General features: G+C 63.8%; 28 protein-coding genes and 1 other RNA gene. 23 read left to right on the top strand and 6 right to left on the bottom strand.

From position 1 onward, the window contains the following. A partial coding sequence (locus tag L610_RS04755; RefSeq protein WP_186441335.1) for a transposase occupies positions 1 to 199 on the top strand: 199 nt, incomplete at its 5' end. Positions 200 to 284: 85 nt separating this feature from the next. On the opposite strand, the gene csgH is transcribed toward L610_RS04755, so the two are convergent. The 3 genes from csgH to L610_RS04740 form a co-directional block, all read right to left on the bottom strand. Next, a complete protein-coding gene (gene csgH, locus L610_RS04750) occupies positions 285 to 665 on the bottom strand; it encodes a curli-like amyloid fiber formation chaperone CsgH (RefSeq protein WP_144702907.1) in 381 nt (126 codons plus the stop codon). A 70-nt stretch (positions 666 to 735) separates the two neighbouring features. Beyond that, complete coding sequence (locus L610_RS04745) at positions 736 to 1,170, bottom strand: curlin (RefSeq protein WP_024846620.1); 435 nt, start codon at positions 1,168 to 1,170, stop codon at positions 736 to 738. 114 nt (positions 1,171 to 1,284) lie between these two features. Next, complete coding sequence (locus tag L610_RS04740; protein ID WP_034329135.1) at positions 1,285 to 1,911, bottom strand: AprI/Inh family metalloprotease inhibitor; 627 nt, start codon at positions 1,909 to 1,911, stop codon at positions 1,285 to 1,287. A gap of 157 nt (positions 1,912 to 2,068) precedes the next feature. Here L610_RS04740 and ettA point away from each other — a divergent pair, with 157 nt between their 5' ends. From ettA to L610_RS04725, 3 genes are all read left to right on the top strand, one after another. Then, positions 2,069 to 3,718: an energy-dependent translational throttle protein EttA gene (gene ettA, locus L610_RS04735; protein WP_024846618.1), complete on the top strand. Its 1,650-nt coding sequence runs from the start codon at positions 2,069 to 2,071 to the stop codon at positions 3,716 to 3,718. A 168-nt stretch (positions 3,719 to 3,886) separates the two neighbouring features. Further along, a complete protein-coding gene (locus L610_RS04730) occupies positions 3,887 to 5,002 on the top strand; it encodes a beta-ketoacyl-ACP synthase III (RefSeq protein WP_024846617.1) in 1,116 nt (371 codons plus the stop codon). A 95-nt stretch (positions 5,003 to 5,097) separates the two neighbouring features. Continuing rightward, positions 5,098 to 5,715, top strand: coding sequence for an MOSC domain-containing protein (locus L610_RS04725; protein ID WP_144702904.1), 618 nt, complete (start codon positions 5,098 to 5,100; stop codon positions 5,713 to 5,715). Positions 5,716 to 5,783: 68 nt separating this feature from the next. On the opposite strand, the gene L610_RS04720 is transcribed toward L610_RS04725, so the two are convergent. Next, positions 5,784 to 6,101: a DUF2293 domain-containing protein gene (locus L610_RS04720; RefSeq protein ID WP_024846615.1), complete on the bottom strand. Its 318-nt coding sequence runs from the start codon at positions 6,099 to 6,101 to the stop codon at positions 5,784 to 5,786. Then, positions 6,098 to 6,592 (bottom strand): tRNA (N6-threonylcarbamoyladenosine(37)-N6)-methyltransferase TrmO, encoded by a 495-nt coding sequence (tsaA, locus tag L610_RS04715; RefSeq protein WP_024846614.1) that lies wholly within the window; start codon positions 6,590 to 6,592, stop codon positions 6,098 to 6,100. Before tsaA ends, L610_RS04720 begins: the two co-directional genes overlap by 4 nt. 82 nt (positions 6,593 to 6,674) lie before the next feature. Here tsaA and L610_RS04710 point away from each other — a divergent pair, with 82 nt between their 5' ends. From L610_RS04710 to L610_RS04700, 3 genes are all read left to right on the top strand, one after another. Beyond that, complete coding sequence (locus L610_RS04710; protein ID WP_024846613.1) at positions 6,675 to 7,679, top strand: metalloregulator ArsR/SmtB family transcription factor; 1,005 nt, start codon at positions 6,675 to 6,677, stop codon at positions 7,677 to 7,679. After that, positions 7,679 to 8,596, top strand: a complete 918-nt coding sequence (metF, locus tag L610_RS04705) for a methylenetetrahydrofolate reductase [NAD(P)H] (RefSeq protein WP_144702901.1) — start codon at positions 7,679 to 7,681, stop codon at positions 8,594 to 8,596. Before L610_RS04710 ends, metF begins: the two co-directional genes overlap by 1 nt. Before the next feature lie 468 nt (positions 8,597 to 9,064). Continuing rightward, positions 9,065 to 10,285: an alanine racemase gene (locus L610_RS04700; RefSeq protein WP_144702898.1), complete on the top strand. Its 1,221-nt coding sequence runs from the start codon at positions 9,065 to 9,067 to the stop codon at positions 10,283 to 10,285. A gap of 15 nt (positions 10,286 to 10,300) precedes the next feature. Here the strand turns inward: L610_RS04700 and L610_RS04695 are convergent, their stop codons facing one another. Further along, complete coding sequence (locus L610_RS04695) at positions 10,301 to 11,131, bottom strand: GH25 family lysozyme (protein WP_144702895.1); 831 nt, start codon at positions 11,129 to 11,131, stop codon at positions 10,301 to 10,303. A 151-nt stretch (positions 11,132 to 11,282) separates the two neighbouring features. Between L610_RS04695 and L610_RS04690 the strand changes: the two genes are divergently transcribed. The 16 genes from L610_RS04690 to L610_RS20435 all read left to right on the top strand — a co-directional run. After that, positions 11,283 to 12,653: a serine hydrolase gene (locus tag L610_RS04690; protein WP_144702892.1), complete on the top strand. Its 1,371-nt coding sequence runs from the start codon at positions 11,283 to 11,285 to the stop codon at positions 12,651 to 12,653. Positions 12,654 to 12,765: 112 nt separating this feature from the next. Further along, positions 12,766 to 12,957 (top strand): hypothetical protein, encoded by a 192-nt coding sequence (locus L610_RS04685; protein WP_144702889.1) that lies wholly within the window; start codon positions 12,766 to 12,768, stop codon positions 12,955 to 12,957. 132 nt (positions 12,958 to 13,089) lie between these two features. Beyond that, positions 13,090 to 13,803 carry a DnaJ family molecular chaperone gene (locus L610_RS04680; protein ID WP_144702886.1) on the top strand — a complete coding sequence of 238 codons (714 nt, stop codon included), beginning with the start codon at positions 13,090 to 13,092 and terminating at the stop codon, positions 13,801 to 13,803. Then, complete coding sequence (locus L610_RS04675) at positions 13,800 to 14,567, top strand: N-acetylmuramoyl-L-alanine amidase (RefSeq protein WP_144702883.1); 768 nt, start codon at positions 13,800 to 13,802, stop codon at positions 14,565 to 14,567. The genes L610_RS04680 and L610_RS04675 overlap by 4 nt, the downstream gene beginning before the upstream one ends. 179 nt (positions 14,568 to 14,746) lie before the next feature. Further along, entirely contained in the window at positions 14,747 to 15,331 is a 585-nt protein-coding gene (locus tag L610_RS04670; protein ID WP_024846606.1) for a lytic transglycosylase domain-containing protein, read from the top strand. Positions 15,332 to 15,379: 48 nt separating this feature from the next. Then, positions 15,380 to 15,779: RNase P RNA component class A (gene rnpB / locus L610_RS04665), an RNA gene on the top strand. A gap of 388 nt (positions 15,780 to 16,167) precedes the next feature. Next, on the top strand, positions 16,168 to 16,635 hold the full coding sequence (gene mraZ / locus L610_RS04660; protein WP_024846605.1) for a division/cell wall cluster transcriptional repressor MraZ: 468 nt from the start codon (positions 16,168 to 16,170) through the stop codon (positions 16,633 to 16,635). Beyond that, a complete protein-coding gene (rsmH, locus tag L610_RS04655; protein ID WP_024846604.1) occupies positions 16,632 to 17,642 on the top strand; it encodes a 16S rRNA (cytosine(1402)-N(4))-methyltransferase RsmH in 1,011 nt (336 codons plus the stop codon). Before mraZ ends, rsmH begins: the two co-directional genes overlap by 4 nt. Next, positions 17,642 to 18,028, top strand: a complete 387-nt coding sequence (locus tag L610_RS04650; protein WP_186441333.1) for a hypothetical protein — start codon at positions 17,642 to 17,644, stop codon at positions 18,026 to 18,028. Before rsmH ends, L610_RS04650 begins: the two co-directional genes overlap by 1 nt. Next, the gene (locus tag L610_RS04645; protein WP_144702880.1) at positions 18,025 to 19,737 is read left to right on the top strand and encodes a penicillin-binding protein 2; all 1,713 of its coding nucleotides are present in this window, start codon (positions 18,025 to 18,027) and stop codon (positions 19,735 to 19,737) included. Before L610_RS04650 ends, L610_RS04645 begins: the two co-directional genes overlap by 4 nt. A gap of 45 nt (positions 19,738 to 19,782) precedes the next feature. After that, positions 19,783 to 21,234, top strand: coding sequence for a UDP-N-acetylmuramoyl-L-alanyl-D-glutamate--2,6-diaminopimelate ligase (locus L610_RS04640; protein ID WP_144702877.1), 1,452 nt, complete (start codon positions 19,783 to 19,785; stop codon positions 21,232 to 21,234). Then, on the top strand, positions 21,231 to 22,673 hold the full coding sequence (locus tag L610_RS04635; RefSeq protein WP_024846600.1) for a UDP-N-acetylmuramoylalanyl-D-glutamyl-2,6-diaminopimelate--D-alanyl-D-alanine ligase: 1,443 nt from the start codon (positions 21,231 to 21,233) through the stop codon (positions 22,671 to 22,673). Before L610_RS04640 ends, L610_RS04635 begins: the two co-directional genes overlap by 4 nt. Before the next feature lie 24 nt (positions 22,674 to 22,697). Next, complete coding sequence (gene mraY, locus L610_RS04630; RefSeq protein WP_024846599.1) at positions 22,698 to 23,780, top strand: phospho-N-acetylmuramoyl-pentapeptide-transferase; 1,083 nt, start codon at positions 22,698 to 22,700, stop codon at positions 23,778 to 23,780. 3 nt (positions 23,781 to 23,783) lie between these two features. Then, complete coding sequence (gene murD, locus L610_RS04625; protein ID WP_024846598.1) at positions 23,784 to 25,184, top strand: UDP-N-acetylmuramoyl-L-alanine--D-glutamate ligase; 1,401 nt, start codon at positions 23,784 to 23,786, stop codon at positions 25,182 to 25,184. Next, complete coding sequence (gene ftsW / locus L610_RS04620) at positions 25,184 to 26,338, top strand: putative lipid II flippase FtsW (RefSeq protein ID WP_024846597.1); 1,155 nt, start codon at positions 25,184 to 25,186, stop codon at positions 26,336 to 26,338. Before murD ends, ftsW begins: the two co-directional genes overlap by 1 nt. 2 nt (positions 26,339 to 26,340) lie before the next feature. Next, on the top strand, positions 26,341 to 26,649 hold a 309-nt coding region (locus L610_RS20435), incomplete at its 3' end, for a glycosyltransferase (protein ID WP_246658918.1).

Below are 26,649 nucleotides of genomic sequence, written 5' to 3'. Positions count from 1 at the left end.
ACGGCTCCTGTTCCTCCCGCCATACTCCCCAGACTTCAACCCCATCGAGATGGCTTTCTCGAAGCTGAAGGCCCTGCTTAGAAAAGCCGCCGCCAGAACCATTGACGATCTCTGGTCAGCGGTCGCCGMCTGCCTCTCCGCCTTCACCCCGCAGGAATGCCGGCACTACTTCGAGGCGGCGGGATATGACCCGGACTAAATCGAATCTGCTCTAGCGAACCGGAGATGGCGCCACACAAAAGCCCCGCGCAGCGCACGGGGCCTTCAGGAGATTGCGGCCGGCATCAGATCGAGCCGACGCGCTCGGAGCAGGACGAGGTCGTGCCGCCGGCCCTGATGGTGAGGTCCACGTCGAGGCCCCGGCCGTTTGCGCTGAACATGGCGGTTCCAAGCGTGACCTTCTCGCCGGCGCCGACCTCGAAATCGCCGCCCTGGTTCACATTGGTGCCGGGGCCAGAGATGACGAGTTCGTAGCTGCCGGAGGCTGCCTTAAGGCCGTGGGCGACAGCCTCGATGGAGATCATGCCGCCGGACTTTTTCGCGACGATCTCGCAGCTGGCGGGGCCATTGCTCGCCTCGACTGCACCTGAGGCGGTGAAGGCTACGCCGAGGCCGACGACCACGGCTGCGGCCCATATGGAAAACTGCTTGCGGGTACCGGTCATGATCGTTCTCCTGACGGATCAGTTGCGATCGCCGGAAGCGTCATCCGCTTCCGGCTGACCATGGGGAAATTCAGTAGCAGGTCTGGACGAAGGCGGCGACATTGCCGCTGCCGGTCTGCGAGACGTTGCCGTCGCAGCCATTGCCGACCTGGACGCCCGCGGCGACGTTGCCGTTGCCGTCCTGGATGACGACTGCGTTGTGGTTGTTGCCGAACTGGCCGACGCCAGCCTGGTTGTGACGGCCGTTCTGATGGGCCTGAGCGGTGTTGCGACGGCCGTTCTGGCCGATGGCGATGGTGTTGTGGCGGCCGTTCTGGGTGCCGATCGCGGCGTTGCGGCGGCCGTTCTGGTAGACGCCGATGTCGTTGTTGATGCCGGTCTGGCTGCCGCCGGCTTCATTCAGGACACCGAACTGCTCGAGCCAGACGCTATTGGCGGAAGCGGGGATCGAGGTGAAGCCGATGATCGAGGCGACTGCTGCAGAAAGAATGAGCTTGGTGTGCATTGTCGTGTCTCCTGTTCGGGTTGGCGTCGGTTGATGACGATGTGACTTTCGCACCCGTCACCAGAACCGACGCTGAACCCGCCGTTCACACGACGTTCAGCCAAATTTTCAGGCTCACTCGCGCCAGAGAGTTACCTGCTGGCCGGTCGAAAGCTGGCCTGAATAGTGGTCCGGCCCGTTGCGCTTCAGCACGCCGATGCGGTTGCCATTGCGGGCATAGAGCAGCAACTCGGCTTCGAGGCCTGAAAGCGTTTCATCAAGTCGCCAGTCGTTGACGCTCGCGAGCAGCGCGTTGTTGCATCGGGCGGAGCGGACGTCGCCACGCGGCAGATTTGCGCCCGTCCAGCTGCCAGGCGCCGTAAAGGTCATCTGGCAGGCGCAGTTTGTGCTGCCGTCGGTGACGCGCCACTGACCGCGAATATCATAGCTCGACGGCAGCACACGCGAGGCGACCTGCCCGGCCACTGCGCCACCGACAGGGCCTGCAATATAGGTTCCGGCGCCCGTGATGGCGCTGCGCCCGACCGACTTGCCCATGTTGAGGGCAGTTGCGGTACCGAATGCGGACAGCTTTTCGGGAGCGGGCGGTGGCCCGGACGGCAGGGGCGCCGAGCACTGCAGTGGGCCAACGATCGAAGGCGCATCAGCAGCCGCGTCAACGCCGGAAGAGGCGCCCTGGCAGGCGGCGAGGGTGATCGACATTGTCGCAGCGAGGGCGAGCCGGCGGATGGATGAAAGCACGCGTCTTTCCGTAATCATTGTTTCGGGCATGCAGGAGGACAATGGCGAGAGTTTGATGCCTTTCCCCGGGCCCGCATTGCCCTTGCGCCGTGTTTCGCCTACATAGCCCCCGACCTGAATTTTTCCCCTTGCAGGAACAACGGAGTTTTAGCGCGCCATGGCACGCCAATTCATCTATCACATGTCGGGGCTGACGAAGTCCTACGGGGCGAAGAAGGTGCTGGATAACGTCAGCCTCTCCTTCTACCCAGATGCCAAGATCGGCATCCTCGGCCCCAATGGCGCGGGTAAGTCGACGATCCTGCGGATCATGGCTGGCCTGGACAAGGAGTGGAGCGGCGAAGCCTGGCTCGCGGAAGGCGCCACCGTCGGCTACCTGCCGCAGGAGCCGGTGCTTGATCCGTCTCTCGACGTGTTCGGCAACGTCATGCAGGGCGTCGCCAAGAAGACCGCCATCATCGAGCGCTACAATGAGCTGATGATGAACTACTCGGACGAGACGGCCGAAGAATCGGCTCACCTGCAGGACGAGATGGACCGGCTGAACCTCTGGGACCTCGAGCAGCAGGTCGAGATGGCGATGGAAGCGCTGGCCTGCCCGCCCAAGGACGCAGACGTGACCAATCTGTCGGGTGGCGAGCGCCGCCGCGTCGCGCTGTGCAAGTTGCTCCTGTCCGAGCCTGACCTTCTGCTCCTCGACGAGCCGACCAACCACCTCGACGCCGAGACCACGGCGTGGCTGGAGCGGCACCTGCGCGCCTACAAGGGCGCCGTGCTGCTGATCACCCACGACCGCTACTTCCTCGACAACGTCACCGGCTGGATCCTCGAGCTCGACCGCGGCCGTGGCATCCCGTACGAGGGCAATTACACCAAGTACCTCGAAGCCAAGGCCAAGCGCCTCGAGCAGGAAGGTCGCGAGGACGATGCTCGCCAGCGCGCGATCTCCCGCGAGCGCGAGTGGATTGCCTCGAGCCCGAAGGCTCGCCAGACCAAGTCGAAGGCCCGTATCAAGCAGTTCGAGGAGCTGCTGGAGGCCGCTGACAACCGTCGTCCGACCGATACCCAGATCGTCATCCCGCATGGCGAGCGCCTCGGCAACGTCGTCATCGAGGTCGAGGGTCTCACCAAGAGCTTCGGCGACCGCGTCCTGATCGAGGACCTGACCTTCAAGCTGCCGCCCGGCGGCATCGTCGGCGTCATCGGCCCGAACGGCGCCGGCAAGACCACGCTGTTCAAGATGCTCACCGGTCAGGAGAAGCCGGACCGCGGCACGATCCGCATCGGCGAGACCGTGCGCCTCGGCTATGTCGACCAGAGCCGTGATGCGCTCGATCCGAACAAGACCGTCTGGGAAGAGATTTCCGGCGGCGCCGAAGTCGTGAAGCTGGGCAAGCACGAGGCGAATACGCGCGCCTACTGCTCGTCCTTCAACTTCCGCGGCGGCGACCAGCAGCAGAAGGTCGGCAACCTGTCGGGTGGTCAGCGCAACCGCGTCCACCTCGCCAAGATGCTGCGCACCGGTGGCAACGTCCTGCTTCTCGACGAGCCGACCAACGACCTCGACACAGAGACGCTGGCTGCTCTGGAAGACGCGCTGGAAAACTTCGCCGGCTGCGCGGTCATCATCTCGCATGACCGTATGTTCCTCGACCGCCTTGCCACACACATCCTCGCCTTTGAGGGTGACAGCCACGTCGAGTGGTTCGAGGGCAACTTCCAGGACTATGAGGCCGACAAGGTACGCCGCCTCGGCCCGGATGCGCTGAACCCGCACCGTGCGACCTACAAGCGCCTGACCCGCTAAAACGCGTAGACGTAATCGATCATCAAATGCCCCGGCTGCAAATGCTGCCGGGGCATTTTTTATGCCCTGCCACCAGAGTTAATCTGACATAAACAAAGTCGGACCTATCGTTGTGACCCGCGGCGGGCAGGAATACTGCTGGCGCAATAATCGCCTGGGACATTTTTCATGAAGCGCGTGATTATCTCCGGTATGGGCGTAAGCGTACCGGAAGCGGTTATTTCCAATGAAGAGCTCGTTGACTGCTTCAACAAATGGGTAGAGCGCGAAAACGGCAGCCGCGGCGAAGCCGAACAGCTTCAAAAATCGAGCGCTGAGTTCATCTACCACGCGTCCGGCATCAAACGCAGGCACGTCCATACGCCGGACGGCATCCTCGACGTGAACCGTATGGCGCCGCGCATTCCCGCGCGCGACGATGACGAGCTTTCGGTGACGGCCGAGTTTGGCGCGGCAGCAGCACGCAATGCGCTGGAGGATGCGGGGATCGATGCCGCCGAGGTCGACCTCGTCATCTGCGCCGGGTCGCACCTGCAGCGCCTCTACCCGTCAATTGGCATCGAAATCCAGAATGAGATCGGTGCTCAGGGCGCGGCCTTCGACATTTCGCTCGGCTGCTCCTCAGCCGCGTCCGGAATCCACGTCGCGGTCAATCTGCTGCGATCTGGCGCACACCGGCGCGCCTTGGTGGTGACCCCAGAACTGATCACCGCGCATCTCAACTTCCGCGACCGGCAGACGCATTTCATATTCGGCGATTCTGCGACCGCACTGCTGCTGGAGACGGCGGATGAAGGCGACGTGAGACCAGGCCGGTTCGAGGTGATCGACACCAGCAACTGGACGCAGTTCTCCAACAACATCCGCTCGAACTTCAGCTACCTCAACCGGGCGGCGCAGGAAGACGTCAGCGTCATCATCACCGAAGGCAATCTGATCAAGCAGCAGGGTAACAAGGTCTTCAAGGACGTTACCGTTGCCAGCCATCGCTTCATCGTCGATTTCCTGGCGCGCCACGGCCGTACGCCGGAAACCGTACGCCGCTTCTGGCTGCATCAGGCCAATGCCCGCATGAACCAGATGATCCTCAAGCTCGCCTTCGGCCGCGAGATCGGTCCCGACATTGCGCCGACCGTGCTCGAGGAACTCGGGAACACGGCGGCGGCTGGTGCCGTTGTTGCGCTGGCCTGGCATCACAAGGACATGCAGGCGGGCGACTACGGCCTGCTGTGCACCTACGGCGCCGGCTATTCGATCGGCGGCGCACTGTTGCGGATGATGTAGCACAGCAGACCGCCTGATAGGATCATCAAAGCTTTTCGCTGGACCTTGCACCGGGGGCGAGGCAGGTTCGCGCACCATCAAGAAGAGGATGCGCAATGCTCGACCTGTTCACCCGCGATGTCAGTGAGATCGAAGTCCGTCCGGTCAAAAAGCTCAGCGGCCGGGTTGCCGGCCTGTTCCATGCGCCGGGCGAAGATTTCGTCACCCGCCGCATCGAGGCGCTGGAACTGACCTTCCACGGCATTGCCGGCGATTTCCATGAAGGCGCCACTCGCCGTTCGGGATCGCGCGAGCCCTGGTACAAGGCGGGCACGGAAATACGCAACGAGCGGCAGGTCTCGATCGTCTCGCACGACGAGCTGGCGATCATTGCAGGGCGCATGAATCTCCCTGAGATTAAGCCCGAATGGATCGGCGCGAATCTCTTGCTTGCCGACATTCCGCATTTGTCGATGCTGCCGGCCGGGACCTTGCTGTTTTTCAAGAAGGGCGGGGTGACCCTCAAGGTCGACGGTCAGAACCATCTCTGCCGCTTTGCCGGACGCTCGATCGCCGAATGCGCCGGCGTTGAGGATGTCCGCGGCGTCTCGCTGCAGTTTTCTCCCGCGGCCAAGCGCCTCCGCGGCCTCGTTGCCTGGGTGGAGAAGCCCGGTCGGATCGAGGCTGACGAAGAGGTCTCGGTGCGGATCCCCGAGCAGTGGATCTATGAGTAGGGGAGTGGGGGCTTAGGTGAATAGGGGCTTTTGTATCAGCAAACGCAGTCCCTTGAGCCCCTAGCCCCTTACTCACCTTCCTCAGCGTCCAGCAGTCTCGTCGCCCGCCACCGCGTCAGCACCTCGTTGATCTCGTCGATCACGAAGAAGCGGGCAGAGTCGCGGTCGTAGCCTTCCGTCAGTAGGCTGTCGTAGGACGAATGCTCGTGGCGTACATAGGTGATTGTAGCGAGCCACACGGCAATCGATGGCGGCAGTTCGCGCATGTCGCGCGCGCTCGCCATCTCACGGATCTTCTCGATGTCGGCGTAAGGAGCCATCGGCAGCAGCGCCGTCAGCGCTTTGGCGATGGCGCGCTGGCGGTTGGTGGACGGCCTGCCATTCATGCCCTCGCCACCACCGCGTCCGGGAAGGAGTCGATCGAGGCGTAGTAAGGCTTCAGGTCAATGACAGGCGTGCCGTCGAGCACGTCGATGGCATCGATCTGAAGGACACCGGTTTCGACATCGAGCGAAATCAGCCGCGCGACATGCAGCCCTACCGGATTGGGGCGCACCGGCGAGCGCAGCGAAAATGTTCCCTGTGCGGTCTCAACATGGCGAGGCTTCTGCAGGATGAGGTTGCGCTGCGCCTGATCCATCCAGGAGAGGATGACGACGTGGCTCGCTCGGTCGAGGCCAGTCAGACCCTCGCGCCAGGCCTGATCGATTTCGACAGAGGCGGGCAAGCCACGCTCGCGCGCGATCGCCATGTTGCGCGGGCACTCCTCACGCCTTTGCCAGGGCGACCTGATCTTGCCGATGAAGACGATCGAGACGTCGGATGCAGTCTCTGCCGGATCGAAGGGAAGAGCCGTTTCGCCGTCGCGGATTGCCATTCTTGTTCCTTGTTCCGAGAACGTCCTTGTGTCCCGGCCGCCCATCATATAAAGATATCTTTATGTCTTACGGGAGAGCGCCATGCTGACACGCACCGCGACCAGCCTTGCCACCATGGTTGATACGATGAAAGCGTCGGCTGAATCCAGCCGCCTTCGCATCCTGCTCCTGCTTGCCAGGGGCGATTTGACCGTGACGGATCTCACCGAGATCCTCGCGCAGTCTCAGCCGCGTGTTTCCCGGCATCTGAAGCTCCTGATGGAGGCGCAGCTGGTCGAGCGTTACCAAGAAGGCTCATGGGCGTTCTTCCGTCTTTCCGACGAGGAGTCCGCCCGCGACTTCGTCAACGGCATCATCGGTCGCATCGACTCCGCTGACCCGACGGTCGAGCGCGACCTCGAGCGTCTGGCAGCCGTCAAGCGCCGACGTGCGGAGCGCGCCGCCGCATACTTCCGTGCCAATGCGGCGAGCTGGGACCAGATCCGTTCCCTTCACGTGCCGGACGGTGCGGTCGAGGCGGCGTTAATCGAGCTCGTCGGCGACACGCCCTTCCAGTCGATGCTCGACCTTGGCACCGGCACCGGCCGTCTGCTGGAGCTGTTCGCACCGCTCTATCGCCGCGGCATTGGCATCGACCTTTCCCGCGAGATGCTGTCGGTCGCACGTGCGAACCTTGACCGGGCGGCAGTCGCTCATGCCCAGGTGCGGCAGGGCGATATATTTGCGCCGCCGGTCGACCGCGATTCCTTCGACCTGGTGACGATGCACCAGGTCCTGCACTTCCTCGACGAGCCGGGGCTCGCCATCCGCGAGGCTGCGCGCCTGCTGCGCCCGGCTGGGCGCCTGATCATCGTCGACTTCGCGCCGCACAATCTCGAGTTCCTGCGCGAGGAGCATGCTCACGCCCGCCTCGGCTTTTCCGACCAGCAGATCGGCAACTGGCTGACGGAAGCGGGGCTCGATTTCGAGGCGACCCGATCCTTTGCCCCGGCCGATGACGAGGGACTGACTGTGAAGCTATGGCTCGGCCGCGACAAGCGCCTGCTGATTGCCAATGATGATGACGCGCGCAGGGAGATCGCCTGATGGCCGCAAACCAGTTCTTTTCGCGACGCACCGACATGGGTGCGCGGATCAAGGTCTCCTTTGAGTTCTTCCCACCCAAGACGGACGAGATGGAACAGCGCCTGTGGGACACGATCACGCGCCTTGAGCCGCTCGACCCGCAGTATGTCTCGGTCACCTATGGCGCGGGCGGCACCACCCGCGAGCGCACCGCACGTGCGGTCGATCGCATCCTGCGCGAAAGCAGCCTGAAGCCGGCTGCGCATATGACCTGTGTCGACGCATCGCGCGACGAGGTGGATGCGGTGATTGCTGAGTTCGTGGCGATGGGCGTGATGCGCTTCGTTGCACTGCGCGGCGATCCGGCAGCCGGCGTTGGCGCACGCTACCAGCCGCACCCGGATGGCTACCAGAACGGCGCCGACCTCGTTGCCGCCATTCGCAAGCAGGGTGATTTCGACGTCTCGGTTTCGGCCTATCCGGAAAAGCATCCGGAGAGTGCCGATTTCGCGACCGACATCGACATGCTGAAGCGCAAGGTGGACAATGGCGCAACCCGCGCCATCACCCAGTTCTTCTTCGACAACGAGCTGTACGAACGCTACGTCGAGCGTGTCCGCCGCGCGGGCATCTACATTCCGATCGTGCCGGGCGTACTGCCGATCCATAATTTCCAGCAGGTCGCGAACTTTGCCTCGCGCTGTGGCACGCATGTGCCGGAATGGCTGGCGGAGAGATTTGCGGGGCTTGAGAGCGACCCGCAGACACATGCGCTGGTGGCCTCGGCAATCGCGGCTGAGCAGGTGCTCGACCTCGTCGAGCGCGGGGTGGAGGAGTTCCACTTCTACACGATGAACCGCGCGGATCTCGCCTTCGCGATTTGCCACCTGATCGGCATCAGGCCGCACGGGCGAACCACGCAGGCCAAGGCAGCCTGAAGCATAAGAAAAAGGCCGGTGGATCAGACCGGCCTTTTCTATGTGTTTCGTCTCGCGCCTGGGACGCTTTCAGCCTGGAAGTGGAGCGGACCAGATCAGGCCAGCACTCCAAAGACCACGGCTGCTATGAAGGTGAACGCAGCACAGATCATCAAAGCATTGATCGGTCGTGCAAGTCCCATTGGCATTCTCCTTTGCGGACTACACGGTGGATTCTACGTCTGAAACGCGAGGGCGCAAGCGCATTCCGTTTCTGATTTAACCGGTTCGTTAGTATAAAATTTCGCGTACTGCCGTTAACCATCTTGTTTTTACAGGAAAAACGCCGGCCGGAAGCATGTGCATAAAAAATGCTTCCGTGGTGGTTTTTCTGCATCACTGGCCGTTTGGGGGAGGGTTAATCCTGCCGGAGGCTGGACTTCCCTGTGCCGCACCACATTGTTAGCCTTCAGAAAACCGGAGAGGTACATGCAGCGGTTTGAGAATGCGCGCGAGGCCGCCCTCGCGCTACGGCCTGACGATCCAGTTTATTGCTTCCGTCCTCAGGTGCTGAAAGACGATTGCCAGCGGTTCATGTCGATGTTCCCCGGCAAGACCGCCTATGCCGTCAAGACGAATGGCGAGCGGATGGTGCTGCAAACGCTGGCAGAGGCGGGCGTGACCGCCTTTGACGTGGCCTCTCCCGCAGAGATCGCGGATGTGCGCGCCGTCGCACCGAAGGCCGAAATGCTCTACATGCACCCGGTCAAGGCGCAGTCGCATATCCGACTGGCGCTCGAAGATTACGGCATCCGCACGATCTCCATCGACCACGAGGACGAGGTCGCCAAGCTGGTTCGCGTCGTGCGCGCGCTCGATATCGACCCCTCGACCATCACCGTCTTCGTACGCATGCAGACCAAAGGCAGCGCGGCCTACGAGCTGTCAAAGAAGTTCGGGGCAGGGCCGGCGGCGGCCGTCGAGCTTGCCGAGCGGCTTGGGCGTTCCGGCTTCAAGGTCGGGCTCTGCTTCCATGTCGGCAGCCAGATCGAGGACCCTGACACGTACCGCCGGGCGCTCGCCTCGGCCGATTGGGTGCGCAACCGCATGAAGGTGCCGCTTGCGGCGCTTGATGTCGGCGGCGGCTTTCCGGCCGAGTACGGCCACGACCCAAATCGCAAGAAGCCGAAGATGCCGTCGCTCGAGGAGCTGATGGCGCGGCTGCGCGAGGACATCGAGGAGTGGGGCTTCGGCGCCACGCCACTGGTTGCGGAGCCGGGGCGCGTCATCGTCGCGCGTGCCTTCTCGCTGATCGTGCGGGTGCTGCTGCGCAAGGGGCGTCGTCTCTATATCAACGACGGAATCTGGGCGTCGCTGTCAGATTCCTGGACCGGCAAGATCACGCTGCCGGCGCGGTTCATTCCCGATCCCGCAATCCGCAACCGCAACGGCGACAAGAAGAACATCGTGCCGTTTCGGGTGCTGGGGGCGACCTGCGACTCCGTCGACATCCTGTCGCGGCCGTTCTGGCTGCCGGAGACGGTGGATACCGGTGACTGGATCGAGATCGGCCATATAGGCGCCTATTCGCTGTCGCTGCGCACGCGCTTCAACGGGTTCTATCCCGACACCTTCGTCGAGCTCACAGCACCCTTTGACCAGGGCGGGATGCCGGAAGGCTTTGCCAGCCTTGAAACGATGGCGGACTAGCCGCTCACGCGGCGCCTAGCGGATGTGCTGGGCGAGCCACTTGCGCCACTGCGTTTCCGAGCCATTGAAGACGTTGATGTCGGCGTCGCCCTGGATGCCGGGCACCTCGCCGGTGCCGGTGTATTGCCAGAACAGGAAGTGCTGGCCATCGTACTTGTTGTGCGGATGGTCGGCGACCGAGCGCAGCCACCAGTCGTAGCCTTTGAACTCGTGCAGGCGGTTGTCGCGGTAGAAGTCGATCGACGTGTAGATGATCGGCCGCTTTCCGTAATGGCGCTCGATCATGTCGAGAAAAATCTTCATTTCCTTCTGCACGACATGAGCTGGCGGACGCAGCTTGCAGGTCGGCGACAGGTGGTTCCATTCCATGTCGAGCACGTGGGGCAGGGTGCCCGCCTCGCGCGGCACGTTGCGGATAAACCATTGCGCCTGCTCGCGGGCTGGGCGGCAGAAGTAGAAGAAGTGGTAGGCCGCGCGCGGAATCCCTGCTGCCTTCGCGTTGCGCCAGTGCTCCATGAACTTGTCATCGACGCGGTCGCCGCCTTCCGTCGCCTTGATGAAGGCGAAGGAGATTCCAGCACGGCGCGCCTGATGCCAGTCGACCGAGGCCTGGTATTTCGAAACGTCGGTGCCGTGCACGGCGTAGCTGTGCGGTGTGCGGCCGGTCCAGTCATGCGGCTTGCGGTCGCCGAAGCGCGGATGCGTCACAGCAACGCGCCCGGCGCTGGCTGCCGGGGCCGACCCCGAAGGAACCGGAGAGGTCGGGGCAATGTCGCCGAAATCGTAGGACACGCTCGTGCACGATGCGAGAAACATGCTCAGCACCAGGGCCCCCAATCGCCGCATCGTTCTTCCTTCCGCCGGAAGGGCCACGGGGCCCTCGAATCAATCTGCCTCAATCGTGGATCATATCGTCGCTGATTGATTTTTGCGCAGGTCCCGACCAAGCTCCCGCAAGGTTGAGACAAGCCGCCGGGGCGGCAGGGCGGGGAAGCGAATGCGTTCATTGTTGCGGATCTTGCGGTGGCTCGCCGCGCTGGTCGTGCTGCTTGTAGCAGGCGGGGCGATCTGGCTCGCCGCCTTTCCGCCCGAGCTGATCCGGCTTGGCACCGCCTATACGGCAAAGATCGTCTGCTCCAACCAGTTCATCGCCGACCGCGACGGTGCCGAGGTACTGGCGGTCGACGTGCAGGCGCCGGGCCATCCGCTACTCGGCTTCATGAAGGTCACCACCGATACCGAGCGTGACACCGTCACGGCACGGCTGTTCGGCTTGTTTGCGGCGGGCACGGCGATTTACCGGGAGGGTCTGGGTTGCGCCACCATCCCCGATGGTGACTTCGAGGCCGCCAGCCTGCCACCTCTGTCTGAGCCGGATGCAGCCGCCGCGCCGGGGCTATGGCCGGACGGCGACATCGTGGAGCCTGCGGGCGATCCGGCAATCCAGGCGCTTCTCGACGATCCCGACCTCGTCGGTCCGGGTATGCGCGCGGTAGTGGTGGTTCGTGATGGGCGGATCGTTGCAGAGCGCTACGGCGAAGGCTTCAGCGCTGTCACGCCACTTCTCGGCTGGTCGATGACCAAGTCGGTCACGGCCGCCATCATAGGGACGCTCGTGCGTGACGGGCGCCTGTCGCTCGACCAGGACGGCCTGCTCGAAGAATGGAATGGCGATGAGCGCGGCGCGATCACTCTTGCCGACCTGATGGCGATGTCGAGTGGCCTCGAGTTCAATGAGGACTATGGCAGCGTCACCGACGTCACCCGGATGCTCTATCTCGAGCCCGACATGGCGGCCTTTGCCGCGGCCAAGCCCGCGGTGGCGGCGCCGGGAGAACGCTTCAGTTATTCCAGCGGCACGACGGTGCTGCTGTCGCGCATCTGGCAGGAGGCATTCGACGATCCTGAAGAAGCGCTGCGCTGGCCGCGCGAGGCGCTGTTCGATCCACTTGGCATGCGGAGCGCTGTGCTGGAACCCGATGCGCGCGGCACATACGTAGGTTCGTCCTATCTCTATGCCACCGCCCGCGACTGGGCCCGTTTTGGCGAGTTGCTGCGCCGCGGCGGCGTGTGGAATGGCAAGCAGATCCTCCCGGAAGGCTATGTTGACTGGATGCGCGAGCCCGCCCCCGCTTCAGGTGGCGCCTACGGGCGAGGGCAGGTGTGGCTGGTGGGTCCCGGAGGCGCGTCAGCGGATGAGCCCTACGAGCTGCCGGATGACGTCTTCTGGCTACTCGGTCACGACGGACAGTCGGTAGCGGTAGTGCCCTCCCAAAGCCTCGTCGTGGTGCGGATGGGGCTTACTCCGTCTAAGCTTGGTTACCGTCCGCAGAGACTGCTCGAAGCCGTCACACATGCTGCCAAGTAGTTGAAGATGTAACATACGTTAATTCAATGTGACGCAACTGCCTGAATAAAAAGGCGTTCAATCTCCGAGCGCGGACATGCTTAGCCGCCTTCATGAACAGAGGAGATTGGAAATGAAAAAGCTTATTCTTGCTTCCGTTTCCGGTATCGCCCTGATGGGCATGGCAGCCTGTAGCGATACCGATAGTACTACCACCCAGGCCGTCCCGGACAGCGAGCCGCCAGCACAGACCGAGCCGATGGATGCAACGCCGCCGGCTTCTGATCCGGCAGCGCCGGCTCCTGCGCCGGCTCCGGCACAGTAAGTAGTCCGGCCAGACCGGACATGGAACGACTTTCGAAAGACCGCCGACGCGTTTGGCGGTCTTTCCGCATATCGCCGGCGGCACCCAAATTCAGGTCTCGTCACCGCTGCCGATTCATCCTATGAAGCCTCAATGTCTATTTGGGCGCGCATCAGCGAATTCCTCTCGTCCGTTTCAGCCACCGCGATGTCGAACGTCATCGAGCGGGTGCGCACGGTATTCGAGGGCGATCCGGAAACCCGCCGCAGGGTGGCGTTTTCGATCGCGATGATTGCGCTCTCCGCCAAGATGGCGAAGGCCGATGGTGTCGTCACCACGGATGAAGTCCAGGCATTCCGGCAGATCTTCATTGTTCCGCGCGAGCAGACGCGCAATGTGGCGCGGCTGTTCGACCTCGCCAAGCGGGACGTCGCCGGCTTTGAAGCCTATGCCGAGAAGATCTCGCGCCTCTGCGGCTCTGGCCGGCCCAACTGCCGGTTGCTCGAGGACGTACTCGACGGGCTGTTCCACATCGCGAAGGCCGACGGCGTGGTGCATGAGCGCGAAATCGGCTTCCTGCGCCGCGTCGGCGAGGTATTCCGGATCGAGGAAAGCCACTTTGAAACAATCCTCGCCCGTCACGTCATCCTGAGTGACGGCGGCGACCCGTGGCGCGTACTCGGGCTCGAGCCAAATACGCCGTTCGAAAAGGTCCGCTCCCGCTACCGACTGATGGTTGCAGAGAACCATCCCGACAAGCTGATTGCTCGCGGAGTTCCGGAAGAGTTTCTTGCCATTGCCAACAGCAGGCTTGCCGCCATCAATGGCGCCTACGAAGCGATCGAACGGTCGTTGAGGTTTGCATGACGGGCTTTGCACCTGATTACGCCGGAGCTGACGTCCGCGTCTCTCCGAACTTCGGTCCGCGTGCGGATGGGGCGAAGCCCGACCTTCTCATCATGCATTATACGGGCATGGAGACAGGAGAAGCGGCCGAAGCGTGGCTGTGTGCGCAGGACAGCGAAGTCTCCTCGCATTACCTCGTCCACGAGGATGGCCGGATCGTGCAGATGGTCCGCGAAAGCGACCGCGCCTGGCACGCTGGCCAAGGTTCGTGGAAAGGGCGCTCGGACGTCAATTCCTGGTCGATTGGCATCGAGATCGTCAATCCGGGCCCGCTTGCCCAATTTCCCAATTTTTCGGACGTTCAGATCGATGCGGTGGCCGAATTGGCCCGCGACATCTGCGCGCGCCATCACATTTCCCCGGAACGTGTCCTCGCTCATTCGGACGTCGCACCCGGCCGCAAGATCGACCCGGGCGAGCGTTTTCCCTGGGGCAAACTCGCCGAAATGGGCGTCGGGCACTACGTGCAGCCGGCGCCGATTCAGGGTGGCCGCTTCCTTGCGATGGGCGACCGTGGCGAGCCGGTCGAGGCGCTGCAGTCGATGCTGTCGGTCTATGGGTACGGCTTGGAAATCAATGGCTTGTTCGACGAGGCGACGAAACTCGTCGTGGAAGCGTTCCAGCGGCATTTCCGGCCCCAGCGTGTCGACGGCGTTGCCGACCGTTCGACCATCGAGACGCTTCATCGTCTTCTCATCGCACTTCCGGCTGACGTCGTAAGCTGACGTAAAGTCAGCAATACGTGGTTGTTTCAGGGTGTCATGGAATGTGACTGGCCCTGCCATTTTGCGTTCCAGTTTGCCCCGCAGATGGGCTGTCACGCGGGCGGCGCCGGTTCCGGGACGCCATCTGCGAAAAGGCAATCGCTGCGCTCCGCGCGGCCATAAAAAGAAACGGAAACCGAATGTCGAAACTCACCATCGCGGCGGCAGCCCTTGCCGCCGGGCTCACCGCTTTTGTGCCTGGCGCTTTCGCTCAACCGGCCGCTGAGGCTGCACCCAAGACTCTCGTGGAAGTATTTCGCGCTAACGCTGCGAAGAAGGCGGAGAAGTCCGACCTCGACCAGACGACGACGGCGTCCGTGGCGCCGGGCATGGCCAAGGGCGTCGGCCAGCGTTCTCCCTACGATGCGATCATCGCCAAGTATGCCAAGCAGCACGGGATTCCGCTAGCACTGGCGCACGGCGTCGTTCGCACCGAGAGCAATTACCGCGCCAATGCGCGTGGCTCGGCGGGTGAAATCGGTCTGATGCAGATCAAGCCGGCGACGGCTCGCGGGCTGGGCTACAAGGGTTCGGCGAAGGGGCTGTATGATCCGGAGACCAACATTCGCTACGGGATGAAGTACCTGGCCGGCGCGCACAAGCTGGGCGGCGGCGACGTTTGCGGCACCATCCTGCGCTACAATGCCGGTCACGCCGCGAAGCGGATGAACAAGGTTTCGGCTGCCTACTGCGCGAAGGTAAAGCAGTTCATGCGCTCGATCTAAGCGGCTTTCGGGTTGCAATTTTCGCGACAAGCGCCTTTATACGCCCGGTCAGTCGGCCGGGCGGCCGCGCCGGCGGGAACCGAAAGGTTGCTGGTGAGGAAAGTCCGGGCTCCAGGGAAATACGGTGCCGGCTAACAGCCGGCGGGGGCGACCCCAGGGAAAGTGCCACAGAAAGCAAACCGCCTTCCGCTCGTCGGAAGGTAAGGGTGAAAGGGTGGGGTAAGAGCCCACCGCGCGACCGGCAACGGAAGCGGCAAGGTAAACCCCACCGGGAGCAAAACCGAATAGGAACAACACGAGGGGCAACCCTCAGGGCAGTTCCCGCCCCGTTGTTCGGGTTGGTTGCGTGAGGCGTACGGCAACGTCCGCCCAAGATGAATGGCCGCCACGTTCCTGTTCCGCAAGGGCAGGGGCCATACAGAACCCGGCTTACAGGCCGGCTGGCTTTTTTCCTTCTATTGCAGTGATTTGCGGGCGGGCAGCTCAAGGGCTGCCGCGCCTGTTCGCGCGTTTCCGCTCGGCGTCCAATAACCGTTCGTTAAGCCTAACAGAGGATAAAGGCCGGTAGCGTCCGAACTGCTGTCCGAGAGAGGGGCCCGGTGCAGTCGGTGAGGGCTCTTCCCGTTGACGCCCATATAGGCCCATGTTATCCCTTGTTTACCATCACCAAATCGGTTCCGGTTCGAGTCACGTGTTCCCGCAGGCAGCCAGTCTTTCGAGGCGGCAGCCGTGGTTCGCTGTGCTCTCGTTGGTCTTCCGAATGGCGGTGGAAAGGAGAGGCGGGGACGCATGCGCTGGCATGCTCTTCGGTGCGGCAGAGGCGGCGGCAGCGACTTATGGACCGGTTTCTATCGACCGCGACCAACAGGATCGACGCAAAGGGGCGGGTGTCCGTCCCGGCGCATTTTCGCGCCGTCGTGCAGAAGCGTGGCTACCAGGAACTCTATGCGCTGAAAGCGCTCGACCGTCCCGCGCTGGACGTGGGCGGGCTCGACCTGCTCGACCGCTACGAAGCGCGGATCGCGATGGAGGATCCCTTCCTGCAGGCCGCGGACGATATGTCCTATTTCGTGCATGGCGACAGCCACTTCCTGAAGCTGGATCAGGATGGCCGCATTACGGTGACAGATTTCATTCGCAGCCACACGGGCATCACGACGGAAGTCGCGTTCGTGGGCCGCGGCACTTTCTTCCAGATGTGGGAGCCTTCCCGGCTTGCGGAGTACGGCGCGCAGGTACGCGCGCGACTGCTCAGGATGCGGCAGGCGGCATCTACCGAGCTGACCGATGGGGGGCCGGAATGATGACGGGTCGCGGCGAAAACGAGGCCGCTGGCGGACCGGCCCGTCACATTCCGGTAATGCTGCGCGAGGTGCTGGATGCGCTTCAGCCGCAGACGGGCCAGCTGATCGTCGACGGAACCTTTGGAGCAGGCGGCTACACGCGCGCCATTCTCGAGGCTGGCGCGAACGTCGTCGCCATCGACCGGGATCCAAATGCGATTGCGGCCGGGCGTGCGATGGAGCGCGAATTCGACGGCCGTCTAAGGTTGGTCCACGGTCAGTTTTCGAAGCTCGATGAGGTTGCCGAGGGTCAGCTCGACGGCGTAGTGCTCGATATCGGCGTCTCGTCGATGCAGCTCGACGAAGCGGAGCGCGGTTTCTCGTTCCGCAATGACGGCCCGCTGGACATGCGCATGGCGCAGATCGGCCCAAGCGCGGCCGATGTCGTCAACCGCTTCAAGGCGAGCGACCTGACCCGCATCATCGGCATCTATGGCGAGGAGCGCCATGCCGGCCGTGTCGCGCGCATGATCGAGAAGCGCCGGGCAGAGCGTCCGTTCGAGCGCACCAAGGATCTCGCCGAGGCGATCGCTGCCGTGGTTGGTCACAACCCTCGCGAAAAAATCCATCCGGCAACCCGCGCCTTCCAGGGGCTGCGCATCTTCGTCAACGACGAGCTCGGCGAGCTGTCGCGAGCGCTGTTTGCCGCCGAACGCGCGCTGAAACCTGGCGGCCGTCTCGTCGTCGTCACCTTCCATTCGCTCGAGGATCGCATCGTCAAGAAATTCCTCGCAGAGCGTTCGAGTCAGGGGTCGGGTTCGCGCCATATGCCTGCTGCGCACGAAAAGGTCCCCACCTTCGAGAAGCCGGGCAAGGCGATCGCGGCGAGCGAGGAGGAGGCGGAGCGTAACCCGCGCGCCCGTTCGGCCAAGCTGCGCTGGGCCGTCCGCACGTCCGCCGCGCCTCGCGCCGAGGATGTCTCGATTTTTGGGCTGCCAGTCCTGCCCGACATTTCAGGAGCCAAGTGATGGGCATGTTCCGGATTACCGATGTCGTTCTGGTCGTTGGTATGGTTGGCGCTGCCGCCTTCACCTACACGACCAAGCACGCCGCCGAGGCGGAGTATGCCAAGATCCGCAAGCTTGAGACTGCCATCCGCCTCGAGGAAGAGGCGATCGACGTTCTCAAGGCGGACTGGAGCCTGCTGACGCAGCCGGCACGCCTGCAGAAGCTGGCTGACCGCTACTATGACGATCTGCAGCTGGTGCCGATCGAGCCGCACCAGATTGCGGAATTCGGTGAGCTGCCGGAGCGCAACATGCGCATCGAAGAGCTGCTCGGCGGCTCGGGCGAACAATCTGCCAAGACGGAAGAAGGCGTCGACGACATGACGACGAGCGGGGTGCAGCAATGATCGGCCGCTGGCGTAAGAAGAGCGAGGACGCTGAAGTTTCCAGCGAACCTATCGTCGTCGAAGGGTACGCGAAGGGTGCCGGCGGGCGTGCGCGCAGCCGCATCCGCATGACCATGCTGGTCTTCTTCACGGTCTACGCCGTAATCGGCGGCCGTCTCGTCTGGCTGGGCAACCAGGAGCTGGAGTCGACGGGGCCTGGCCCGTCGCGTGTGACCACGTCGCGCCCGGATATTGTCGACCGTAATGGCGAAGTGCTTGCCACTGACATCAACACCGCCTCGCTCTATGCCGAGCCCCGCCGCATCGTCGACGCGGACGAGGCGCTCGAGAAGCTGCTGACGGTCCTGCCGGACCTCAACATCGAGCAGACCTATAACCGCCTCAAGAGCAATGCGGGCTTCATCTGGCTGCGCCGCCAGCTGTCGCCGAGCCAGCAGCAGGCAATCATGCAGCTGGGCATTCCGGGCATCGGCTTCCGCACCGAGAAGCGTCGCTTCTATCCGGGCGGCCCGACCGCCGCGCACATCGTCGGCCTTGTCAACATCGACAACAAGGGCATCGCCGGCATGGAAAAGTTCATCGACGACCAGGGCCTGTCCGACCTGCAGGAGGCCGGACTTGCCCTGCCAAAGGACCTTGAGCCGGTCCGCCTGTCGATCGATCTGCGCGTCCAGCACATCGTGCGTGACGAGCTTGAGCAGGCGATGGAGCGCTACAAGGCGATCGCAGCGGGCGCGGTTGTCCTGAATGCACGTACCGGCGAAGTGCTCGCCATGGCATCGGTGCCGGACTTCGATCCGAACAATCCCTATAACGCGCACGAGAAGGACCGCCTCAACCGCATGTCAGCCGGCGTGTACGAGATGGGCTCGACCTTCAAGGGCTTCACCGTCGCGATGGCGCTCGATGCCGGGAAGGCTAACCTCAACAGCCGTTTCGACGCGACCCGTCCGATCCAGATCGGCCGCCACACCATCCGCGACTTCCACGGCAAGAATCGCGTGCTCACGGTTCCGGAAGTCTTCATCTACTCGTCGAACATCGGCACGGCCCGCATGGCCGAGACTGTCAGCATCGACCATCACCGCGAGTTCTTCCACCGCCTCGGCCTGCTCGACCGCATGGATACCGAGCTGCCGGAGGTCGCCCGCCCGACCGAGCCGTCAGTCTGGAAGCGCATCCACCAGATCACGATCTCCTTCGGCCACGGCGTCGCCACCACGCCGCTGCAGACGGCCGTCGCCGCTGCCGCCCTGGTCAATGGCGGCAAGCTGATCCAGCCGACCTTCCTGCCTCGCACCGAGGACGAGACCGCCGCCGTCGCCAAGCAGGTCATCAATCCCAAGACCAGCGACATGATGCGCTACCTCTATCGCCAGAACGTCGAGGTCGGATCGGGCAAGCGCGCCGAAGTGCCGGGCTACTTCGTCGGCGGCAAGACCGGTACGGCCGAGAAGGTGGTCAACGGACGCTACTCCTCGAACAAGCGCTTCAACGCGTTCGTCGGCGCATTTCCTGTGAATGATCCGGACTACATCGTGCTGGCTGTTCTTGACGAGCCGCAGCCGGAAAAGCCCGGTGTTGGTGCGACTGCGGGCCTGAATACTACCGTCATGGTCGGCAACATTATCCGCCGTTCCGCCACTCTGCTTGGCGTGAAGCCCGATTTCGGCCATGAAAGTGATGCCCTGCTCGTATCCTCTCATTGATTCTCGCAGGACAGGGGCGTCCAACTAACGGACCGATCAGAAGCGATGAAGCTTAACCAGATATCCGGTGTTCTCCCGCACTCGCCGCTCCCGGACGGGGTGGAGATTGCGGGGATCGCCTCGGACTCGCGCCGTGTCGAGCCGGGATTCCTGTTCGCCGCGCTGCCCGGTACCAAGGCTGATGGAACCGCGTTCGTCGCGGACGCGATCCGCCGCGGTGCGGCTGSCGTTCTAGCACGGGCTGGCGCGATCTCGCAGAAGCTGGACGTACCTGTCATCGAGGTCGAGGATCCGCGCCGCGCGCTGGCGCTGATCGCAGCCGAGTTTTACGGCGCGCAGCCGCAGACGATGGTTGCCGTAACCGGCACCAGTGGCAAGACTTCCGTTGCATCCTTCACCCGCCAGATCTGGGCGCATGCCGGCTTCGCAGCCGCCTCGATCGGCACGACGGGCGTGACGGCTCCGGGCCGCGAGGAATACGGTTCGCTGACGACACCTGATCCGATTGCCCTCCACAAGCTCCTTTCGGAACTTGCTGCATCCGGCGTCACCCATGCCTCTATGGAGGCGTCGAGCCATGGGCTCGACCAGCACCGCCTCGACGGCGTGAAGCTTGCAGCGGCCGGGTTCACCAACCTCGGCCGTGATCATATGGACTACCACCCGACGGTCGAGGAATATCACGCCGCCAAGATGCGTCTGTTCCGCGAGCTGCTGCCAGCCGGCGCGCCAGCCGTCATCTTCGCCGACGACGCCTGGTCCGAACGGACGATTGCCGTTGCGCGCGATGCAGGACTCAAGGTCCTCACTGTCGGCCGGTCGGGCCGTTTCCTTGAACTCAAGCGCGTCGAACACGAGCGTCATCGCCAGCGAGCTGAGATTGTCGCCGGCGGCGAGCTCTACGAAATTGACCTGCCGCTTGCAGGCGACTTCCAGGTTTCCAACGCGCTGGTTGCCGCCGGCCTTGCCATTGCGACCGGCGTTCCTGCTGGCAAAGCTCTAGCAGCCCTCGAACACCTCAAGGGCGCTTCGGGCCGCCTCGAGCTGGTCGGCACCACGAAGGAAGGTGCGCCGGTCTATGTCGACTACGCGCACAAGCCGGAAGCCCTTGAAAATGTGCTGACGGCGGTGCGTCCGTTCATCACCGGCCGCGTCATCGTCGTCTTCGGTTGTGGTGGCGACCGCGATCGCGGCAAGCGTCCGATTATGGGCGAGATCGCCACGCGCCTCGCCGATGTGCGGATCGTCACCGATGATAATCCGCGCACCGAGGACCCGGCCGCGATCCGCGCCGAGATCCTTGCCGCGGCACCCGGAGCCATCGAGATCGGCGACCGCCGCAAGGCGATCCGCCAGGCAGTCGCCATGCTGCGGGCAGGGGATACGCTGATCGTCGCCGGCAAGGGGCACGAAGAAGGACAGACCATCGGAAGCCAGACGCTTCCGTTCTCCGATCACGAGGAGGTTCGTGCCGCGCTGCGGGAGCTGGCCGCATGAGCTGGCTCTGGAAGTCCGAAGTTCTTTGCAACGCAATGGGCGGACGGCCCCTCGGCAATCTGCCAGAGGGCATCACCGGTATTTCGATCGACAGCCGCACGCTGAAGCCGGGCGAAGCGTTCTTCGCCATCAAGGGCGACCTGCACGACGGCCACGACTTTGCGACCGCAGCCGTGAAGGCGGGTGCCGGCCTCTTGGTCGTCTCCGAGCAGAAGCTGCCGGCGCTCGGCCGCATCACTTCACCGATGATCATCGTGCCGGACGTGCTGCGCGCGCTCGAAGCCGCTGGCATTGCCGCGCGCGCCCGTTCGCGCGCCCGTGTCATCGCCGTCACCGGCTCGGCCGGCAAGACGACGACGAAAGAAGCGCTGCGTCTCGGCCTGTCGGTCTGCGGCAAGGTGCATGCGTCGGACAAGTCGTTCAACAACCACTGGGGCGTGCCGCTGACGCTGGCGCGCATGCCCGAGGACACTGACTTTGCCATCTTCGAGATCGGCATGAACCATCCGGGCGAGATCCGCCCGCTGGTGAAGATGGTGCGCCCGCATATCGCGATGGTGACGCTGATCGCCGCCGCCCATCTCGGCCACTTCTCCAGTCTGGAAGAAATCGCTGATGCCAAGGCGGAGATCTTCGAGGGCGTCGAAAAGGGTGGCCACGGGCTGATCAATCGCGACGACGCGATGTGGAAGCGGCTCGACACCGCGGCGCGCGAGGCGGGCCTGCAGCATGTTTGGAGCTTCGGCGAGCACCAGCGCGCCACCTTCCGCCTCGTCGACTGGGTTCAGGACGCGACGGGGGCCGAGATCGTCGCCAAGATGGCCGGCAAGGAGTTTCCGGTTCGCATCGGTGCTCCGGGCCGCCACATGGCGCAGAACGCGATCGCTGTCCTTGGTGCCTCATACCTTTCAGGTGCGGACGTGACCAAGGTTGCCGGTGCGCTGGCGAACCTGCAGCCGGAACCCGGCCGCGGCCGCCGCCATCGCCTCGCACACCCTGACGGCGGCGATTTCCTGCTGATCGATGAGAGCTACAACGCGAACCCCGCTTCGATGCGCGCTGCGCTCGACCTGCTGCGCGTCGCGCCGGTGGGTGAGGGCGGTCGCCGCATTGCCGTCCTCGGTGATATGCTCGAGCTCGGCCAGTACTCGCGCGATCTGCATGCCGAGCTCGCCGAGCCGTTCACCACCTCGGGGGCGGATCTCGTGTTCCTCGCCGGAAACGAGATGGCGGCGCTCTCGGCCCGCCTTTCGCCTGGCATGGCACATCACTATCCCGGCGTCGCTGAACTGACTCCCGCCGTTCTCGAGACCGTGCGCCCGGGCGACGTCGTCGTGGTCAAGTCTTCCAACGGCATCGGCTTCTCCAAGCTGGTCGCCGCCCTTCTCAAGCAATTTCCGGCAGCACCCGCTGCCCCTTCAACTGAAACTGAAGCCTGATCGGTTCGCGAGGAAACTAGTCGAATGCTGATGCTGCTCGTTGGACTCGCCGACCAGATCTCGGCGCTCAACGTCTTTCGTTACATTACCTTCCGGACCGGCGGCGCGCTGATCACCTCGGCGCTGATCGTCTTCATGTTTGGCCCCGCGATTATCGACTCACTCCGTCTGCGCCAGGGCAAGGGCCAGCCAATCCGCGCGGACGGTCCGCAGACGCACTTCAAGAAGGCCGGAACGCCGACCATGGGCGGCCTGATGATGCTGGTTGGCATCATCGGTTCGGTGCTTTTGTGGGGCAACCTCATGAGCCCGCTCGTCTGGGTCGTGATGATGGTCACGCTCTGCTTCGGCGCCATCGGCTTCTATGACGACTACCTGAAGGTCACCAAGCAGTCGCACCTCGGCTTTTCGGGCAAGGCGCGCCTTGCCGCCGAGTTTGTTGTCGCCGGCATCGCCGCCTGGGTCATCATGAGCGTCGGTAACGAACCGTTCTCATCGTCGGTGACGTTCCCGTTCGTGAAGGACTTCGTCATCAACCTCGGCATTTTCTTCATCCCGTTCGGTGCCTTCGTCATGGTGGGCGCGGGCAATGCCGTGAACATGACGGATGGCCTCGACGGCCTTGCCATCGTGCCGGTCATGGTCGCCGCCGCTTCCTTCGGCGTGATCGCTTACCTGTCCGGTAACGCCGTGTTTGCCGACTACCTGCAGATCCACTTCACCCCGGGCACCGGGGAGCTGTCGGTCGTGCTCGGCGCCGTGATCGGCGCTGGCCTCGGCTTCCTCTGGTTCAACGCGCCGCCTGCGGCAATCTTCATGGGCGACACCGGCTCGCTGGCGCTCGGCGGCCTGATTGGCGCGGTTGCGGTTGCCTCCAAGCACGAGATCGTTCTCGCCATCATCGGCGGCCTGTTCGTCGTCGAGATCATGTCGGTGATCATCCAGGTCGCCTGGTTCAAGCTGACCGGCAAGCGCGTGTTCCTGATGGCGCCGATCCACCACCATTTCGAAAAGCTGGGCTGGACCGAGAGCCAGGTCGTGATCCGCTTCTGGATCATCGCCGTGATGCTCGCCCTGATCGGGCTGTCGACCCTGAAGTTGAGGTAAAGAATGATCCCGGCTTCAACCTTCAAGGACCGCAAGGTCGCCCTGTTCGGACTTGGCGGTTCCGGTCTCGCGACCGCCAAGGCGCTGATCCTGGGTGGAGCCGAGGTCCTTGCCTGGGACGACAACCCAGACAGCGTCGAGAAGGCTCGCGCCGAAGGCGTGCCGGTCGGCGACCTTTCGCATGCGGACTGGTCGGCGTTCTCGTCGCTGATCCTGTCACCGGGCGTGCCGCTCACGCACCCAAAGCCGCACTGGACCGTCGATCTTGCCAAGGCTGCCAGCGTCGAGATTATCGGCGACGTCGAGATGTTCTGCCGCGAGCGGGCGGCGCGCGCTCCGAATGCGCCGCTCATCGCCATTACTGGCACCAATGGAAAGTCGACCACGACGGCGCTGATCGCGCATATCCTCGCCAGCGCTGGCAGGGACGTGCAGATGGGCGGCAACATCGGCCGCGCCATCATGACGCTCGAGGCCCCGGTCGATGGTCGCCACTATGTGGTCGAGTGCTCGTCCTACCAGATCGACCTTGCACCTTCGCTCGCGCCGACCGCCGGCATCCTGCTCAACCTGACGCCGGATCATCTCGACCGGCACGGCACGATGCAGCACTACGCCGAGATCAAGGAGCGGCTGGTCGCCGGCAGCGACACCGCCATCGTCGGCGTCGATGACAGCTTTACCTCGCAGATTGCCGACCGGCTCGAGCGCGCCGGCAAGGATGTCGTGCGCATCTCCAAGCGCCTCGCGGTCACCGAGGGCCTCTATGCCGAGGGCGCCTCGCTCATCCAGGTCCGCGGCGGTACGAAGAAGCAGATCATTTCGCTCGACGGCGTCGGCTCGCTGCGCGGCCAGCACAACGCGCAGAACGCGCTTGCAGCCGTTGCCGCCTGCCTCAAGGTCGGGCTGAAGGTGGAGGAGATCCAGGCCGGCATCGAAAGCTTCCCGGGCCTCGCGCATCGCATGGAGCAGGTTGGCCGGAAGGGCAAGGTGCTCTTTGTCAACGACTCCAAGGCAACCAACGCCGATGCGGCCGCTCCGGCCCTGTCGAGTTTCCCGCGCATCTACTGGATTGCGGGTGGCCTGCCGAAGGAAGGCGGGATCACCTCGCTCCACCCCTATTTTTCCCGCATCGCCAAGGCGTACCTGATCGGCGAGGCCGCTCCGGCCTTCGCGGCGACCCTTGGCACTGCGGTTCCCTACGAGATCTCAGGCACGCTGGTGACGGCAGTCGAGCGCGCGGCGGCGGATGCCGCCCGTGACGAGGGCGACGAGGCCGTCGTTCTCCTCTCGCCCGCTTGCGCCAGCTTCGACCAGTTCCGGAACTTTGAAGTGCGCGGCGACGCCTTCCGACAGGCGGTGCTGGCGCTTGGGGATGTGAAACCCGCGGGAGGGAAACGCTGATGGTCAGTCGTGTCGACAGAGGCCCGGTCGCCAACTGGTGGTGGACGATCGATCGATGGTTCCTCTCGGCCTTCCTGTCGCTGATGGGCCTTGGGCTGGTTCTCTCGTTCGCGGCGTCTCCGGCGGTCGCAGAGCGCATCGGGCTTGAAAGCTACCACTTCGTCACCCGCCAGTTCATCTTCATGATCCCGGCCATCGCCGCGATGCTGGTGGTCTCGTTCTTCAATGCCCGGCAGGTGCGAAGGCTCGCACTGTTCATCCTGCTTGGCTCGCTGGTGCTGATGGTGGTCGCGCTCTACTTCGGCGTCGAGGTCAAGGGCTCCCGCCGTTGGGTGCAGGTAGCCGGCATCTCGATCCAGCCGTCGGAGTACATGAAGCCCGGCTTCGTCGTCATCTGTGCCTGGCTGTTTGCGGAGCAGGGCCGCCGCTCGGACATTCCCGGAAATCTGTTCGCCATGATCCTGCTCGGCCTTGTGCTGGCACTGCTGATCGCACAGCCGGACCTCGGCCAGACGCTCCTGGTCATGGCCACCTGGGGCGTGATGTTCTTCATGGCCGGCCTGCCGTGGTTCTGGATCATCGTGCTCGGCGGCGCTGCCGCTTGCATCGGCTTCGGCGCCTACTTCGTCTTCCCGCACGTGGCTGGCCGTATCGACCGCTTCCTCACGGGTGAGGGCGACACCTTCCAGGTCGACATGGGCCGCGAGGCGCTGCTGCGTGGCGGCTGGCTCGGGCAGGGGCCGGGTGAGGGCACCGTCAAGCGCATCCTGCCGGACAGCCATACCGACTTCATCTTCTCGGTCGCAGGCGAGGAGTTCGGGATCGTCGCCTGCATGCTGATTGCAGCGCTATTCGCCTTCGTCGTGCTGCGCGGCCTGTCGAAGGCGATGCAGGACAAGGACGATTTCTCGCGCTACGCGGTCGGCGGCCTCGTCGTCCTGTTCGGCCTGCAGTCGATCATCAACATGGGCGTGAACCTGCACCTGCTGCCGGCGAAGGGCATGACGCTTCCGTTTATCTCCTATGGCGGCTCGTCGCTGGTGGCGATGGCGATCTCGATGGGCATGGTGCTGGCGCTCACCCGCCGCGATCCGCTCAAACGCCTGACGATCAGCGGTTCGCCCTACAGGCGCCAGATCCAGCCTGCGGAGTAACCATGAGCGCTGGTACGATTCTCCTGGCCGCCGGCGGTACTGGCGGCCATGTCTTTCCGGCCGAGGCGCTGGCGCATGAGCTGACCGCGCGCGGCTGGCAGGTTCACCTTGCCACCGACAACCGCGCGGGCCGCTTTGCCGGCTCGTTCCCGGCTGCCGCGATCCACCAGATCTCGTCGGCCACCATCGGCTCCAAGAACCCTCTGTCGCTTGCGCGCGCATTCTGGTCGATCTGGTCGGGCGCACGTCAGGCGGGACAGATCATCCGCGAGATGCGGCCGAAGGTGGTCGTGGGCTTTGGCGGCTATCCG

The sequence above is a fragment of the Aminobacter sp. J44 genome, from assembly GCF_007829415.1.
Lineage (GTDB): Bacteria > Pseudomonadota > Alphaproteobacteria > Rhizobiales > Rhizobiaceae > Aerobium.
Note: the sequence above shows the minus strand (reverse complement) of the source record. Positions and strands in the feature narration are given on the sequence as shown.